At 71.1% G+C, this 15,825-nt stretch carries 11 protein-coding genes; 6 read left to right on the top strand and 5 right to left on the bottom strand.

Annotation, left to right across the window (positions count from 1 at the left end; genetic code table 11):
- Position 1: 1 nt before the first annotated feature.
- Together A6A06_RS13615 and A6A06_RS13620 are read left to right on the top strand one after the other, a co-directional pair.
- The gene (locus tag A6A06_RS13615) at positions 2 to 487 is read left to right on the top strand and encodes an RrF2 family transcriptional regulator (protein WP_073761463.1); all 486 of its coding nucleotides are present in this window, start codon (positions 2 to 4) and stop codon (positions 485 to 487) included.
- Positions 487 to 1,389, top strand: coding sequence for an arylamine N-acetyltransferase family protein (locus A6A06_RS13620; RefSeq protein ID WP_079193995.1), 903 nt, complete (start codon positions 487 to 489; stop codon positions 1,387 to 1,389). Before A6A06_RS13615 ends, A6A06_RS13620 begins: the two co-directional genes overlap by 1 nt.
- Before the next feature lie 4 nt (positions 1,390 to 1,393).
- On the opposite strand, the gene A6A06_RS13625 is transcribed toward A6A06_RS13620, so the two are convergent.
- Positions 1,394 to 1,639, bottom strand: a complete 246-nt coding sequence (locus A6A06_RS13625; RefSeq protein ID WP_073761464.1) for a hypothetical protein — start codon at positions 1,637 to 1,639, stop codon at positions 1,394 to 1,396.
- Positions 1,640 to 2,078: 439 nt separating this feature from the next.
- On the opposite strand from A6A06_RS13625, the gene holA reads away from it, so the two are divergent.
- Complete coding sequence (gene holA / locus A6A06_RS13630; protein ID WP_073761465.1) at positions 2,079 to 3,062, top strand: DNA polymerase III subunit delta; 984 nt, start codon at positions 2,079 to 2,081, stop codon at positions 3,060 to 3,062.
- A gap of 871 nt (positions 3,063 to 3,933) precedes the next feature.
- On the opposite strand, the gene A6A06_RS13635 is transcribed toward holA, so the two are convergent.
- The gene (locus A6A06_RS13635) at positions 3,934 to 4,896 is read right to left on the bottom strand and encodes a hypothetical protein (RefSeq protein ID WP_242440717.1); all 963 of its coding nucleotides are present in this window, start codon (positions 4,894 to 4,896) and stop codon (positions 3,934 to 3,936) included.
- A 339-nt stretch (positions 4,897 to 5,235) separates the two neighbouring features.
- A complete protein-coding gene (gene rpsT / locus A6A06_RS13640; RefSeq protein WP_073761467.1) occupies positions 5,236 to 5,502 on the bottom strand; it encodes a 30S ribosomal protein S20 in 267 nt (88 codons plus the stop codon).
- Between the two features lie 192 nt (positions 5,503 to 5,694).
- Here rpsT and lepA point away from each other — a divergent pair, with 192 nt between their 5' ends.
- The 3 genes from lepA to A6A06_RS13655 all read left to right on the top strand — a co-directional run bounded on the left by lepA (position 5,695) and on the right by A6A06_RS13655 (position 10,596).
- Positions 5,695 to 7,563: a translation elongation factor 4 gene (lepA, locus tag A6A06_RS13645; RefSeq protein WP_073761468.1), complete on the top strand. Its 1,869-nt coding sequence runs from the start codon at positions 5,695 to 5,697 to the stop codon at positions 7,561 to 7,563.
- Between the two features lie 384 nt (positions 7,564 to 7,947).
- Positions 7,948 to 8,235, top strand: coding sequence for a hypothetical protein (locus A6A06_RS13650; protein WP_073761469.1), 288 nt, complete (start codon positions 7,948 to 7,950; stop codon positions 8,233 to 8,235).
- A 471-nt stretch (positions 8,236 to 8,706) separates the two neighbouring features.
- The gene (locus A6A06_RS13655; protein WP_073761470.1) at positions 8,707 to 10,596 is read left to right on the top strand and encodes an AMP-dependent synthetase/ligase; all 1,890 of its coding nucleotides are present in this window, start codon (positions 8,707 to 8,709) and stop codon (positions 10,594 to 10,596) included.
- A 278-nt stretch (positions 10,597 to 10,874) separates the two neighbouring features.
- On the opposite strand, the gene A6A06_RS13660 is transcribed toward A6A06_RS13655, so the two are convergent.
- Together A6A06_RS13660 and A6A06_RS13665 are read right to left on the bottom strand one after the other, a co-directional pair.
- The gene (locus tag A6A06_RS13660; RefSeq protein ID WP_073761471.1) at positions 10,875 to 11,471 is read right to left on the bottom strand and encodes a response regulator; all 597 of its coding nucleotides are present in this window, start codon (positions 11,469 to 11,471) and stop codon (positions 10,875 to 10,877) included.
- Entirely contained in the window at positions 11,468 to 15,499 is a 4,032-nt protein-coding gene (locus A6A06_RS13665) for a HAMP domain-containing protein (protein ID WP_443333749.1), read from the bottom strand. The genes A6A06_RS13660 and A6A06_RS13665 overlap by 4 nt, the downstream gene beginning before the upstream one ends.
- Between the last annotated feature and the right edge of the window lie 326 nt (positions 15,500 to 15,825).

Below are 15,825 nucleotides of genomic sequence, written 5' to 3' on the forward strand. Positions count from 1 at the left end.
TATGAGGATGAGCGAGGGCGTCGAGTGGGCCCTGCACTGCTGTGTGGCCCTGGCCTCGCTCGGCGACGAGCGCTCCGTGTCGACAGCCCGGCTGGCAGCCTCCTTCGATCTGCCCCAGGCCTACCTGAACAAGCGCCTCCAGGCCCTGGTACGAGCCGGCATCCTGACCTCGACCCCCGGCGCCCGCGGCGGCTTCCGGCTGGCCCGGCCGCCGGAGCGGATCTCCCTGATGGACGTCGTCGCCGCCATCGAGGGCACCGACGACGCCTTCCGGTGCACCGAGATCCGCCGCCAGGGCTCCGGTTCCGAAGCTCCCGACCGGGACTTCCGCCGCCCCTGCGGCATCTCCACCGCGATGCGCAGGGCGGAGCTGGCCTGGCGCCGCGAGCTCGCCAAGCAGACCGTCGCCGGCCTGCTGGCCGGCGTCCCGGGGCCGGCGGCCGAGCGCACCCGCCGCTGGTTCGCGACCGAGAGGACGGGCTCCTGATGGACGACCGGCAGACACGGTCGGCATCCCGGCCGGGCCCGCAGGCACCGCCGACGCCGCAGGCGGACGGCCGAGAGCCGGTCATCAGGCCCTCGGACGCCGAGCGGATGCGTGCCGAGCCGCTCGACCAGGCGCGTACCGACGCCTACCTCCGGCGCCTCGGCGCCGCCCGCCCGACCGCGCCCGACGCCGAGGCGCTGCGCGAACTGCACCTGCGGCATCTGCGGACCATCCCGTTCGAAAACCTCTCCGTCCACCTCGCCGAGGACGTGACGTTGGACCACGCATCACTGGTGGACAAGATCGTCGGGGCCTCGCGGGGCGGCTTCTGCTACGAACTCAACGGTGCCTTCGCCGCCCTGCTCCGGGCCCTGGGCTACCGGGTCGAACTCCTCGCCGCCCGGGTTTTCGGCCCGGCGGGCCCCGGCATCCCGTACGACCACCTCGCGCTGCGCGTCCACACCGGCGGCGGGCAGGGCGGGCCGTGGCTCGCCGACATAGGCTTCGGCAAGAACAGCCGGTATCCGCTGCGCCTGGACAGCCGCGACGAACAGCCCGACCCCGCCGGGGTATTTCGCATCGAGGAGACCGCCGACGGCGATCTCGATCTGCTGCGGGACGGTGTGCCCCAGTACCGGATGGAACAGCGGCCGCGGGCCCTGGCCGACTTCGCGGCGGGCTGCTGGTACCACCGCACCTCGCCGGATTCGCCCTTCACCCGGTCACTGGTCTGCTCCCGGCTGACGGAGACCGGCCGCGTCACGCTCTCCGGCCGTACGCTCGTGATCACGGACGCCGACGGCGGCCGGGAGGAGCACGAGCTGACCGAGGCCGAGGTGCTCCCCGCCTACCGCACCCACTTCGGCATCACGCTGGACCGGATACCGGAACTGCGCGGCTGACGGGCTATTCGGCCTCCAGCCAGCCCTCGTACTCGTCCGCCAGGGCGTCCAGCTTCGCCGGGTCGTGGATGCCCGCGGGGTCTTCGACGACCACCAGCCACTGGGCGTCCTCGGCATCGTCCTCACCCGCCAGGGCGTCCCGTACGAGTTGGGGTTCCTCCGTGACGCCGAAGCGCTCGGCCAGCGCTTCGGCGACCTCCTCGGCGGCGTCGCGGTCGGGCAGCACCAAAACATGTCGTACATCGCTCACCCGGTCATTCTCCGGCAGCACGGCCCGGGGATCGAACGCCGCTGCCGGTGGCCAGGGGATCGGGAGCCGCTGTCGACGGGGCGGGAGCTCGGGAGTCGCTGTCGGCGGCCGGGGGCTCGGGAGCCGCTGTCGGTGGCTGGGGGTTGAGCGTGGCTGTCGGCGGACCGGTGGCCGAGTGCCGCTGTCGGCAGGCCGAGGGCTGGACGTCGCTGCCGGTGGCCCGGGGACCGTATGGGGCTGTCGGCGGGCCGGGGGGCGAGCGCGGCTATCGGCAGACCGGGGGCCGGCGAGGCGGCCGGCAGACCGTAGGCCGGCGCGGCTACCGGCAGACCGCAGACCGTAGGCCGGCGCGGCTGTCGGCAGACCGGGGGCGGGCGTCGTTGTCGGCGGGCAGGGGAGCGGGCGTCGTTGTCGGTGGGCCGTGGGATGCTGGGGCGCGATGGCCAGGAAAGCAGCAAACGACGACCCGCTCGCACCGCTCACGCTCGCCGTGGGCCAGGAGGACCTGCTCCTGGACCGCGCCGTGCAGCAGGTGGTGGCGGCGGCCCGCGCCGCCGACGAGGACACCGATGTGCGTGACCTCACCCCCGACCAGCTCCAGCCCGGCACGCTCGCCGAGCTGACCAGCCCTTCGCTGTTCGCCGAGCGCAAGGTCGTGGTGGTCCGCAATTCCCAGGACCTGTCCGCCGACTCGGTCAAGGACGTCAAGAAGTACCTCGGCTCCCCGGTCGAGGAGATCACTCTGGTGCTGCTGCACGCCGGCGGCGCCAAGGGCAAGGGCTTGCTGGACGCCGCCCGCAAAGCCGGTGCGCGGGAGGTCGCCTGCCCCAAGATGACCAAGCCCGCCGACCGCCTCGCGTTCGTCCGCGGCGAGTTCCGCGCGATGGGCCGGTCCGCCACCCCCGAGGCGTGCCAGGCGCTGGTGGACGCGATCGGCAGCGACCTGCGCGAGCTCGCCTCGGCCTGTTCGCAGCTCGTCGCCGACATCGAGGGCACCATCGACGACGCCATCGTCGCCCGCTACTACCGCGGCCGTGCCGAGGCCTCCAGCTTCACGGTCGCGGACCGCGCCGTGGAGGGCAGGGCCGCCGAAGCCCTGGAGGCGCTGCGCTGGGCCATGTCGACGGGCGTCGCACCCGTAATGATCACCAGTGCGCTCGCCCAGGGCGTCCGCGCCATCGGCAAGCTGGCCTCCGCCCCGCGCGGCGCCCGCCCAGGCGATCTTGCCCGTGAGCTGGGTATGCCCCCTTGGAAGATCGACCGGGTGCGGCAGCAGATGCGCGGCTGGTCGGCGGACGGCGTCGCGACGGCGCTGCGCGCGGTGGCCGAGGCCGACGCGGGCGTCAAGGGCGGCGGCGACGACCCCGAGTACGCGCTGGAGAAGGCCGTCGTCACCGTCGCCCGCGCGGCACGCTCCCGCTGACCGCACGGGCAAGGCCAGGCTGACCACACGGGCAAGGACAGGCCGTTCCACCGCTACGGCGCGCTACGTCCCGCCCGAACCGAACCGCTACGTCCCGCCCGGACCGAACCGCTACGTCCCGCCCGGACCGAACCGCTACGGCTCGGCCCGCCCCCGTCTTCCCCGGCGCGGCCCCGGCTCCGGCTCACTCCGGACGACTCCGGGCCGGCCCGGTCCGACCCGCTCCGACCCGGGCCTCCCTGCCCCACCTCGGCCCGTCCCGGTCCACTCCGGGCTGGCCCGGGTCGGCCCCGGCCCGGCCTGTCCCGGGCCCCTTGCTCCGGACGGCCCCGGGCCTCTCCGCTCCACCTCGGCCCGCCCCGGCCCACTCCGGGCTGGCCCGGTCGGCCCCGGGCCTTCCCGCACCGCTCCGGACCGCCCCGGCCTGGACTGCCTTGGCCCGGTCTGCTCCGCCCCGCCCCGGCCCGGACCGCCCCGGCCCGGACCGCCCCGGCCTGGACCGCCCCGGCCCGGACTGCCTTGGCCCGGTCCACTCCGCCCCGCCCGGACCGGAGGGATTCCAGATTCCGGCCCTCACCGGATTCGGGCGCGCCCCCGGGCCTGTACCGCACCCGTGCGCCCCGGGCCCTGCATCAACTTTGTGCGCCCCGGGTCCTTCATCCCCCGTGCGCCCCGGGGGCTCTCACCACCCCCGCTTGCCCCCGGCTCCCTCATCGGCCCCGATCAGCCCGCAGCCAGCCCGGACCCGCAGCCTGGGGCCCGCAGCCCAGCCCGGGCACGCGGCGCGGAGCCCGCAGCCCGGGGCCCGCGCCCCAGGTCCCGCGCCCCAGGTCCCGCGCCCCAGGTCCCGCGCCCCAGGCCCCGCGGCCCTCTACCCCCGCAGCCTCCGGAGCGTCTCCATCGCGCTCGTCCTCAGCATCCCTGTGACCTGCTCGGTCGTCGGGGGCTTGGTCGAGCTGCTGCGGGAGGTGTAGCTCGACCAGGTGAGCTGGTAGGTCGCCCAGCCGTCGCGGATGCCGAGGATCACGTACGAGCCGCTGCTGTCGTCGGACCGGCTGACGAGGTAGGCCTCGTCCCCGATGCCCGGCACCGGGGTGACCTTGTACGAGATCGAGCTCCGCTGGCGCTCGTACGCGCGGTAGCTGTCCGCGAACTCGGCCGTCGGGTCGGCCTTCTTGTGCAGGGTGGCGCTGCTGTAGATCCAGGTCGAGGAGTAGTCGTCGCTGCCCGCGTTCGACGGCTTCAGTTCGGCGTTGCACCACATCGAGTCCATCGCGCCCTGCTGGACACCGCTGAACTGCGGGTTCTGCGCACCGCTGCCGGAGGAGCCCGACGAGGAGGAGGAACTCCCGGCCGGTTTGATCTTGTAGTTCGCGCTGTCGAACGGCGCGAACGAGGTCCGGTTGCACAGGTTGGACGTGTACGAGTAGCCCGCCAGTTCGGGGGCGGGCCGCGCGTCACCGAAGGCGCCGACGGCGAAGAGGATCGCGCCGCCCATCGCCGACGCGGCGACCGCCCCGCCGAGCGCCCACAGCCAGTGCTGCGTACTCCCGCCGCCGACCCCACCGGACCCATCAGTCCCACCAGCCCCGCCGGGCCCGGCCTGCCCCGCACCGGGCTGCGGCTGTCCGCCCGCCGCCGGGTATCCGTAGCCGCCACCGCCGCCACCCCCGCCAGCGCCGGGCCCCGGACCGTACGGCCCCGGCACCGGCCCCTGCTGCGGTACCCCGGGCCCGTACGGCCCCGGCTGGGGCAGCGGGGGAGAGGGCGGCTGGGAGGGAGCGGAGGGCTGTGGCTGCGCGTAGGGATTGTGCTGATCCCCCGGAATCGACATGCGCGGCAGCGTAGCGGACCGGAACCGCCCACAGGGCCGCAACAGTGACCTGGACCACACCCGCCCGTACGGGCGACGGCCCTACAGTCGCGCCCTCGCAGTCACGCCCTCGCACCCAAGGGTCACGCCCCCCCCGCACCCGAGGCCGCCCCCCCCCAACGACAACGAACCCCGCACCACCCTGGGGAAGGGTGACCGCGAGGTCCGTCGTCTCAAGCTGTGTGTGCGCCGCACCCGCGTGGCGAACGCAGGCCGTGTGCGGCGCGGTGGTGCACCGGAAGGAGCGGAGAGAGGGGCCGCTGGGTCCTCACCGGCAGGAGTGAAGCGTCAAGAACAGGGTCAGGCCTTGAGGGCCGCGACCTTCTTGGCCAGCGCCGACTTCTTGTTGGCGGCGGCGTTCTTGTGGATGACACCCTTGCTGACGGCCTTGTCGAGGCGCTTGGCGGCCTCGGCCTGGGCGGTGGCGGCCTTCTGCAGGTCGCCGGCCTCCACGGCCTCACGGGTGCGACGGATCGCGGTACGCAGCGAGGACTTGACAGCCTTGTTGCGCTGACGAGCCTTCTCGTTGGTCTTGATCCGCTTCATCTGGGACTTGATGTTCGCCACGAAAGAGCCTTTTCAGGTTCGTTGGAATTTCGAGTCGCGCCTCGTACGAGAGAGTGCACAAAGCGCAGTGGACCAGGCTACCAGCCGCTTCCTCGGCCTCCCAAACCGGACCGGGACCGCCGCGCATGGGACCATGGGGGAGACGAAAAACAACCGAGTCCCGCCTACCCGCGTTCTCTGAATGGACCCTGCGTGCCCGCGACCCCTACGAACGTGCCGGAGCCGAGCCGTACCGACCCGGCTCTCATCCGTAACTTTTGCATCATCGCGCACATCGACCACGGCAAGTCCACACTCGCCGACCGGATGCTCCAGCTGACCGGCGTCGTCGACCAGCGGCAGATGCGCGCGCAGTACCTCGACCGCATGGACATCGAGCGCGAGCGCGGCATCACGATCAAGTCCCAGGCCGTCCGGCTGCCCTGGGCCCCCACCGACGAGGACGGTGGCGCGACCCGCATCCTCAACATGATCGACACGCCGGGCCACGTCGACTTCACGTACGAGGTCTCCCGCTCCCTCGCCGCGTGCGAGGGCTGCATCCTCCTCGTGGACGCCGCCCAGGGCATCGAGGCGCAGACCCTCGCCAACCTGTACCTGGCGATGGAACACGACCTCGTGATCATCCCGGTGCTCAACAAGATCGACCTGCCGGCCGCCCAGCCCGAGAAGTTCGCCAAGGAGCTGGCGAACCTCGTCGGCTGCGAGCCCGAGGACGTGCTGAAGGTCTCCGCCAAGACCGGTGTCGGCGTCCCCGAGCTGCTCGACAAGGTCGTCCGCGAGGTACCGGCCCCGGTCGGCGTCAAGGACGCGCCCGCCCGCGCGATGATCTTCGACTCGGTCTACGACGCCTACCGCGGCGTCGTGACGTACGTGAAGGTCGTCGACGGCACGCTCAGCAAGCGCGAGCGGATCAGGATGATGTCCACCGGCGCCGCCCACGAGCTGCTGGAGATCGGTACGAACTCGCCCGAGATGAAGGCCGCCGACGGCCTGTCCGTGGGCGAGGTCGGCTATCTGATCACCGGCGTGAAGGACGTCCGCCAGTCCAAGGTCGGCGACACCATCACCCAGCTCAGCAAGGGTGCCACGGAGCCGCTCGGCGGCTACAAGGACCCGAAGCCGATGGTCTTCTCCGGTCTGTACCCGCTCGACGGCTCCGACTACCCGGAGCTGCGCGACGCCCTGGACAAGCTCCAGCTCAACGACGCCGCGCTGGTCTACGAGCCGGAGACCTCCGCGGCCCTCGGCTTCGGTTTCCGCGTCGGCTTCCTGGGTCTGCTGCACCTGGAGGTCATCCGCGAGCGCCTGGAGCGCGAGTTCGGCCTCGACCTGATCGCCACCGCCCCCAACGTGGTCTACCGCGTGGACATGGAGGACGGGGTCGAGCACGAGGTCACCAACCCGAGCGAGTTCCCGACCGGCAAGATCGACAAGGTCCACGAGCCGGTCGTACGGGCCACGATCCTGGCGCCCAGCGAGTTCATCGGCGCGATCATGGAGCTGTGCCAGACCCGGCGCGGCAACCTGCTCGGCATGGACTACCTCTCCGAGGACCGGGTCGAGATCCGCTACACCCTCCCGCTCGCCGAGGTCGTCTTCGACTTCTTCGACCAGCTGAAGTCCAAGACCCGCGGCTATGCCTCGCTGGACTACGAGCCCACCGGCGAGCAGATCGCCGACCTGGTCAAGGTCGACATCCTGCTGCACGGCGACAAGGTCGACGCGTTCTCCGCGATCTGCCACAAGGACAAGGCGTACGCGTACGGCGTGCGGCTGGTCGCCAAGCTGCGCGAGCTGATCCCGCGGCAGAGCTTCGAGGTGCCGATCCAGGCCGCCATCGGCAGCCGGGTCATCGCCCGTGAGACGGTCCGCGCGATCCGCAAGGACGTCCTCGCCAAGTGCTACGGCGGTGACATCTCCCGTAAGCGGAAGCTGCTGGAGAAGCAGAAGGAAGGCAAGAAGCGGATGAAGATGGTCGGCAGCGTGGAGGTCCCGCAGGAGGCCTTCATCGCCGTGCTGTCCTCCGACTCCGACGGTGATTCCAAGGGCAAGAAGTAGCAGTCGCGTATTCGCGTAGTTGCGCGGCCAGGTGGCCCGGTGGCCCGGTGGCCCGGTGGCCCGGTGGCCTCTGGCCTGCGTGACCCCCGCCCTTCCGCTTCAGCCCCCGGCCGGTTCCCGGTCGGGGGCTGAGTGCTGTCGCGGAACGGGCGTCCGGCTCCGTACGGCGTCGGCTCCGCGCTCCGGTTCCGTACGGCATCCGCTCGGTCGTCCGGTTCGTACGGCATCCGGGGGGTCGGGCGGGAAATCGGCGGCCAGGCGGTTTCCGGGACGCGGGGGACGCCGTTGTCGTGGTGGCAGCGGTGTTCCGGACGGCCCAGAGGGCGTCCGGGCGGCATGAATGCCGTGCCGCCGAGGAGGCCGCGCCAGAAAGGGATACGCATCATGAAGTACACCAAGGCCGCCGCGCTGCTCGCCGGGGCGGCGCTGTCCGTGGGCATCGCCGCGCCCGCCTTCGCCGACCAGTCGGGGGCGGAGAAGTTCAAGAGCGGCGTCAAGGGGACGGTCGGCGGTGCGCAGAAGGCCGTCACCTCGATCGGCGGCGGGCTGAAGAAGATCAATGGCGCGCTGAAGGGCGACGAACAGGTCGGCAACATGGTCGGCGACTCGGCCGCCTCGAACGCGCCCAGCGCCGACGGCATCGGCCTTCAGGCCGCGTCACTGGGCCGCTGACCCGCCGTCCGTCGCCCGCGCCGCCCGCCCGGCGCCCCCGTACCGCCTTGCGCACCTCACCCCCGGCCCGGCCGGGCGCGCAACCGGCGGCCGGAGCCGGTCGGCGCGCGGGCGACGGCGTACGCCCCCCCCGCGCGTACGCCCCCCGCGCGTACGGCCCCCCGCATACGGCCCCCCCGCATACGGCCCCCCGCGTACGGCGCGTCCCGCCACCCGGCCCCCGCAACCAGGCGGCAGGCCAGGGCAAGCAGGCCCCCGCGCGCCCGCCCCCGTCCGCCCCTCCGGCCACCCGCCGAGGCTCCGTTTCCCACCTGTTCCCGGCGAAATGTGTACCTGACACCCATCGCACTGGTCTCATCCTGAACCAGTCCGCCGCAGCCCCTTACGCCGTGGCGAAACGCGCTCTAGTCTGATCACTGCTCGAAGGTTACTCGCGAGTCACCAGCAACGTAGCGGGCCCCGGAGGATGCCGTGACGGACACCCAGACGCTGATCGAGAACCGGCCACCTTCCGTGGCGACCCTCTTCCTGGAGCGTGTCGCAGCCACCCCCGACCACGAGGCGTACCGCTATCCGGTGCCCTCCGCCGACGGCCGGGGGCCCGACGACTGGAAGGTGCTGAGCTGGGCCGACGCCGCCCAGCGGGTGTACGCGGTGGCCGCCGGGCTGATCTCGCTGGGGGTACGGCCCGAGGAGCGGGTGGCGCTCGCCGCCAGTACCCGCGTCGAGTGGATTCTCGCCGACCTCGGAGTGCTGTGTTCCGGCGCGGCCACCACGACCGTCTACCCCAGCACCAACGCGGACGAGACGGCGTTCATCCTCGCCGACTCCGGCAGCCGCGTGCTGATCGCCGAGGACGCGGGCCAGCTCGCCAAGGCCCGGGAGAAATGCGCCGAGCTGCCGGACCTGGCGCATGTCGTGGTGATCGACGAGGCCGGCGCGCAGTCCGCCGAGGGCGACCCGGAGGACTGGGTGCTCTCCCTGGCCGAGCTGGAGAGCCGTGGCGCGGCCCACCTGGAGAAGAACCCGGACTGTGTGAAGGACCAGATCGGAGCGTTGCGTGCCGACCAGCTCGCGACCCTGATCTACACATCGGGTACCACCGGCCGCCCCAAGGGCGTCCGGCTGCCGCACGACTGCTGGTCGTACATGGCACGGGCGATCCAGGCCACCGGCCTGGTCACCGAGGACGACGTGCAGTACCTGTGGCTGCCGCTGGCGCACGTCTTCGGGAAGGTGCTGACCGCGGGGCAGATCTCCGTCGGTCACGTGATCGCGGTGGACGGCCGGGTCGACAAGATCATCGAGAACCTCCCGGTGGTACAGCCGACCTACATGGCGGCCGTACCGCGGATCTTCGAGAAGGTCTACAACGGCGTGGTGTCCAAGGCCCGGGAGGGCGGCGCCGCCAAGTACAAGATCTTCCAGTGGGCGGCGGACGTGGCGCGGCAGTACGCCAAGGCCTCCCAGGAGAACTTCCGCCGCACCGGCAACGCCTCCGTCCCCTTCGCACTCGGCGCCAAGCACAAGATCGCCGACGCGCTCGTCTACGCCAAGCTGCGCGAGGCCTTCGGCGGCCGGCTGCGCGCCGCGGTCTCCGGCTCCGCGGCCCTCGCCCCCGAGATCGGCTACTTCTTCGCCGGTGCCGGCATCCACATCCTGGAGGGGTACGGGCTCACCGAGTCCAGCGCGGCCAGCTTCGTGAACCCGGGCGAGGCGTACCGCACCGGCACGGTCGGCAAGCCGCTGCCCGGTACGGAGGTGCGGATCGCGGAGGACGGCGAGGTGCTGCTGCGCGGGCCCGGCATCATGGAGGGCTACCACGGTCTGCCGGAGAAGACGGCCGAGGTGCTGGAGTCGGACGGCTGGTTCCACACCGGTGACATCGGCGAGCTGTCCCCGGACGGCTATCTGCGGATCACCGACCGCAAGAAGGACCTGATCAAGACCTCCGGCGGCAAGTACATCGCGCCGGCCGAGGTCGAGGGGCAGTTCAAGGCGGTCTGCCCGTTCGTCTCCAACGTGCTGGTGCACGGCGCCAACCGGAACTTCTGTACGGCGCTGATCGCCCTCGACGAGCCGACGATCATGGGCTGGGCCGCCGAGCACGGCCTCCGGGGCAGGACGTACGCCGAGGTCGTGGGCGCGGCGCAGACCCGCGACTTGATCGAGGGGTACGTGGAGCGGGTCAACGAGGGGCTCCAGCGCTGGCAGCAGATCCGCAAGTTCCGGCTGCTGCCGCGGGACCTGGACATCGAGCACGGCGAAGTGACGCCCAGCCTCAAGATCAAGCGGCCGGTGGTGGAACGGGCCTTCAAGGACCTGCTGGAGGAGATGTACGAGGGCGCCCGCGAGGCGTAGGACGCCGTCTCGTAGGACGCCGTCCGCGAGGCGTGGCGGGGGCGCCCGCGAGGCCCGCCGGCGGCGGCACCGCCCGGAGCCCGTACCGGAGCCCGTACCGGAGCCCGTACCGGAGCCCGTACCGGAGCCCGTACCGGAGCCCGTACCGGAGCCCGTACCGGAGCCCGTACCGGAGCCCGTACGAGCACCCGAACCAGCGCCCGGCCGCCCCATCCCGCCCCGCATCGCCACCCCTCTCCTCCTGCCGCCTCCTCCCACCACCCCTCCCACCACCCCTCCTACCGTCCGCGTCGCAGCGCCCGTACCGATTCCCCCATACGGGCCACGCTCTCGCTCAGATCGCGTTCGCCGGGGTCGTCGCTGCCGGAAAGCCGGCGTTCGACCTCGGAGATACGGTCCGCCAGTTCGCCCATTCGTGCGTGGTCCTGCTTTATGAGTCGTCGCAACTGCCGGTTCTTGCGGTGCAGGTCGAGGAAGACGTTCACCTTGGCGCGCAGCACCCACGGGTCGAAGGGTTTGGTGAGGTAGTCGGCGGCGCCGGTCGAATAGCCACGGAAGGCGAATCCGGAGTCGCTGTCCGTCCCGGTCAGGAAAATGATCGGGATGTCCTTCGTCTGGTCGAGACGTTTGATGTTGGAAGCGGTCTCGAAGCCGTCCATGCCGGGCATGAGAATGTCCAGCAGGACGACTGCGAATTCCTGCCGCAGCAGTGCCTTCATCGCCTCCTCGCCGGAGCGGGCCCGGACGAGGGGCTCGCCGAGCGAGCCCAGGACCGCTTCGAGCGCGGCGAGGTTGTCTTCCATGTCGTCGACGAGGAGGATGCCCGCCCGCTCGTCGGTTCCGGCGCCGGCGCCGGTGTCGGGTGCATGGGTCATGATGGGCCTTCGGTGCCTTGGGACCTCAAGGAGGTCGCGTCGGGGTCTTGCTTGCCTGATTCACCGCCCGGGGCCGGAGTACCGGAGCCGTGCCGGGACAGGAGGTCGACGGTCACCGCCAGCAGGCGGTCCACGTCGACGGGTTTGGGGACGTATTCGTTGGCTCCGCTCTCCAGGGATTTCTCGCGGTCCCCCGGCATCGCTTTCGCCGTGAGAACGATGACGGGCAGATCCGCGAAGCGTGGCGTACGCCGGATCGCGCGAATGGTTTCGTAACCGTCCATCTCCGGCATCATGATGTCCATCAGGACCAGGTTGACGCCGGGATTCTTCTCCAGCATCTCGATCCCCTCGCGGCCGTGTTCGGCGTAGTGCACCCGCATTCCGACGCGGCTCAGCACATTTGTGAGCGCGAAGACGTTGCGGATGTCGTCGTCGACGACCAGGACCTGGCAGCCGGACAGCAGGGTGCCCGAGGGGCCGCTCACCCAGTCCTCCAGCCGGGTGGTGGTCGGCCACGGCGCCTCGTCGCGCGGGGCGGGCGGCCCGGAGCGCGGGTGGTGCCGCGGTGTCTTCGCCAGTTGCAGCGCGCCGTCCGCGCGCTGCTCGCCGCTGTCCAGGCCGTCCATCGGATCGGCGTATCCGGGACAGTCGATGGGCACGTGCAGGGTGAAGACGCTGCCGACGCCGGGGCGGCTGCTGGCGGTGATCCGGCCGCCGAGCAGTCCCGCGATCTCCCGGCTGATCGACAGGCCCAGCCCCGTACCGCCGTACTTGCGGTTGGTGGTGCCGTCCGCCTGCTGGAACGCCTCGAAGATCACCGGCAGTTTCTCCGGCGCGATGCCGATGCCGGTGTCCGTGACGGTGAAGGCGATCGTGCCGTCGCCGGAGCGGTCCACCCGCAGGTCGACCTTGCCGGTGGCGGTGAACTTCACCGCGTTGGAGAGCAGGTTGCGCAGCACCTGCTGGAGGCGCTGCTCGTCGGAGAACAGCTCCTTGGGAACGTTCTCGCTCACCGACACCTCGAAGGCCAGCCCCCGGTCGAGGGTCATCGGCCGGAAGGTGTCGTGGACGTAGTTGAGCAGCTTGATCAGTGGCAGCCGCTTGGGCCGGACGTCCATCCGGCCCGCCTCGATCTTGGACAGGTCGAGGATGTCGTTGATCAGCTGGAGCAGATCGGAACCGGACCGGTGGATCGTGATCGCGAACTGCACCTCCTGCTCGTTCAGGTGCCCGTCCGGGTTGTCGGCGAGCAGCCGGGCGAGGATCAGCAGGGAGTTCAGCGGGTTGCGCAGCTCGTGCGACATGTTCGCCAGGAACTCGGACTTGTACTGGGACGAGCTGGCCAGCAGCGCGGCCTTCTCCTCCAGCTCCTCGTTCGAACGCTGTAGCTCCGCCTGCCGCCGCTGGAGCTCGTCGGTACGCTCCTGGAGCTGGCGGGCCAGCCGCTGCGACTCGCCGAGCAGGGACTCCGTACGGGAGTTGGCGACGATGGTGTTGATGGCCACGCCGATGGTGTTCACGAACTGGTCGAAGAACGCCAGGTGCACGTCGGAGAAGCGGGAGAAGGAGGCCAGCTCGATGACGCCCAGCGTCTGGTCCTCGAACAGCACCGGGATGATGACGACGGTCGCCGGGTTGGCCTCGCCCAGCCCGGAATTGATCTTGATGTAGTCCGGCGGGGCCTCCTCCACCAGGATGCGCTTCTTCTCCAGGGCCGCCTGCCGCACCAGGCCGTGGTCCATGGAGCCCGGCGTGTCGATCGTGGTGTCGAGGGACGACCCGTACCCGGCGATGAAGGCCAGCTGCAGGTCGTCGCGGTCGGTGTCGGCCAGGAAGAAGGCGCCGTACTGGGCGTTCACCAGCGGCGTCAGCTCCCGCAGGATCAGGTCGGCGACCTCCATCAGATCCCGGTGGCCCTGCATCAGCCCCGCCAGACGGGTCAGGTTCGACTCCAGCCAGTCCTTGGCGCGGGTGGTCTCGCGGAGGTTGGACACCATCAGGTTGATGTTGTCGCGCAGCTCGGCGACCTCGCCCTGGGTCTCGACGGTCACGTTACGGGTCATGTCGCCGGCGGCCACCGCGGAGGCCACCTCGGCGATGGCCCGCACCTGGGTGGTGAGGTTCGACGCCAGCTCGTTGACGTTCGTCGTCAGCCGTTTCCAGGTGCCGTACACGCCCTCGACCCGGGCCTGACCGCCCAGCTGCCCTTCGCTGCCCACCTCGCGGGCGACCCGCGTGACTTCGGAGGCGAACGACGACAGGGTGTCGACCATCGTGTTGAGCGTGGTCTTCAGCTCCAGGATCTCGCCGCGCGCGTCCACGTCGATCTTCTTCGACAGGTCGCCCTGGGCGACGGCGGTGGCCACCAGCGCGATGTTGCGCACCTGCGTGGTCAGGTTGGACGCCATGAAGTTGACGTTGTCGGTGAGGTCTTTCCATACGCCGGACGCGCCGCGCACCTGCGCCCGGCCGCCGAGGTTGCCTTCGGTGCCGACCTCGCGGGCCACCCGGGTGACCTCGTCGGCGAACGCCCGCAGCTGCTCCACCATCGAGTTGACGGTGTCCTTGAGCTCCAGGATCTCGCCGCGCGCGTCGACCGTGATCTTCTTCGACAGGTCGCCGTCGGCCACCGCGGTGGTCACCTGGGCGATGTTGCGCACCTGGGAGGTCAGGTTGGACGCCATGAAGTTGACGTTGTCGGTGAGGTCCTTCCATACGCCGGACGCGCCGCGCACCTGGGCCTGACCGCCGAGGTTGCCTTCGGTGCCGACCTCGCGGGCGACGCGGGTGACCTCGTCGGCGAAGGCGGAGAGCTGGTCGACCATCGTGTTGATCGTCGACTTCACCTCCAGGATCTCGCCCTTCGCCTCCACCGTGATCTTCCGGCCCAGATCGCCCTCCGCGACCGCCGTCGCCACCAGGGCGATGTTGCGTACCTGGGAGGTGAGGTTGTCGGCCATGAAGTTGACGTTGTCGGTGAGGTCTTTCCAGACGCCCGACACGCCGCGTACGTGCGCCCGGCCGCCGAGCCGCCCTTCGGTGCCGACCTCGCGGGCGACGCGGGTGACCTCGTCGGCGAAGGCGGAGAGCTGGTCGACCATCGTGTTCACGGTCAGCTTCAGCTGGAGGATCTCGCCGCGCGCGTCGACCGTGATCTTCTGGCTGAGATCGCCGTTCGCGACGGCCGTGGTCACCTGGGCGATGTTGCGTACCTGGCTGGTCAGGTTGGACGCCATGAAGTTGACGTTGTCGGTGAGGTCCTTCCAGACGCCCGACACGCCCCGCACCTGGGCCCGGCCGCCCAGCTGCCCTTCGGTGCCGACCTCGCGGGCGACGCGGGTGACCTCGTCGGCGAAGGCGGAGAGCTGGTCGACCATCGTGTTCACGGTCAGCTTCAGCTCCAGCAGCTCGCCCGCCGCCTCGACCGTCACCTGCCGGGTCAGGTCGCCGCGCGCCACCGCCGTCGTCACCAGCGCGATGTCCCGCACCTGGGCCGTCAGCCGGGCCGCCATCGTGTTGACCGCCTCGGTCACATCGCGCCAGCTCCCGGACAGCCCGGCCACCTTGGCGCGCCCGCCGAGCCGGCCCTCCGTACCGGATTCGCGGGCCACCCGGGTCACCTCGCCGGTGAACAGCGACAGCTGGTCGACCATCCGGTTCACCGCCCGGCCCAGGCGCCGGCGGTCGCCGCGCAGCGGGCGGTTGCCGTCGTGCAGGTCCACCCGCAGGGTCAGGTCGCCGCCCGCCACCGCGTCCAGCACCTGGGTGGCCTGGGTGGTCGGAATGACCAGGGCATCGATGATGGCGTTGGCGGCCTGTACGGAGGTGGCCCAGGTGCCCGGACCGGGGCTGGCGGACATCCGTTCGTCCAGCCGGCCCTGGCGCACGACCTCCGACCGCAGGCGTAACAACTCGTCGGACAGATGCTGGTTGCGGGAAGCTATCTGGTTGAAGACCGCGGACAATTCGGCCAGCAGCCCTTCCTGGGCCACAGGCAGTCGCGTACGGAAATCTCCGGCCGCCATCGACGCCAGGGCGGTCAGAAGCGGTCGGAGATCGGCGGTACGCACGACATCACCGCCCGGCTCAAGGGACACTCGGGGCACTGCCGAATCGACCGCCATGTCTCCCCACTTCAGTAACTCGGTGCTTATGGGTGCGCTCAGTCTGTCACTCTGGGAGTGGCGTAATCGGCGCTATTGCGGAACTGCTCGGGAGTTGCCCAATGAGGACGACAACTTCGTCAGACAGGGACGCCCCGGGCCGCGGCGCCGCGGTGGCCCGGGCGGTGTCCCGCCCCGGCCGCGGCGGCCCCGGCGGGGTGGCGGCCCCCGGGAGCGCGCCTGCCGGG

Origin of the sequence: Streptomyces sp. CB02923 (assembly GCF_001905005.1) — a bacterium.
Lineage (GTDB): Bacteria > Actinomycetota > Actinomycetes > Streptomycetales > Streptomycetaceae > Streptomyces.

Excerpts from the sequence above, each read along its gene's own strand:
- A6A06_RS13650 (WP_073761469.1), top strand. The coding sequence starts at position 7,948 with ATGAAGTACACCAAGGCCGCCGCGCTGCTCGCCGGGGCGGCGCTGTCC.
- A6A06_RS13635 (WP_242440717.1), bottom strand. The coding sequence starts at position 4,896 with ATGTCGATTCCGGGGGATCAGCACAATCCCTACGCGCAGCCACAGCCC.
- A6A06_RS13620 (WP_079193995.1), top strand. The coding sequence starts at position 487 with ATGGACGACCGGCAGACACGGTCGGCATCCCGGCCGGGCCCGCAGGCA.
- holA (WP_073761465.1), top strand. The coding sequence starts at position 2,079 with ATGGCCAGGAAAGCAGCAAACGACGACCCGCTCGCACCGCTCACGCTC.
- A6A06_RS13615 (WP_073761463.1), top strand. The coding sequence starts at position 2 with ATGAGGATGAGCGAGGGCGTCGAGTGGGCCCTGCACTGCTGTGTGGCC.
- A6A06_RS13665 (WP_443333749.1), bottom strand. The coding sequence starts at position 15,499 with ATGGCGGCCGGAGATTTCCGTACGCGACTGCCTGTGGCCCAGGAAGGG.
- A6A06_RS13660 (WP_073761471.1), bottom strand. The coding sequence starts at position 11,471 with ATGACCCATGCACCCGACACCGGCGCCGGCGCCGGAACCGACGAGCGG.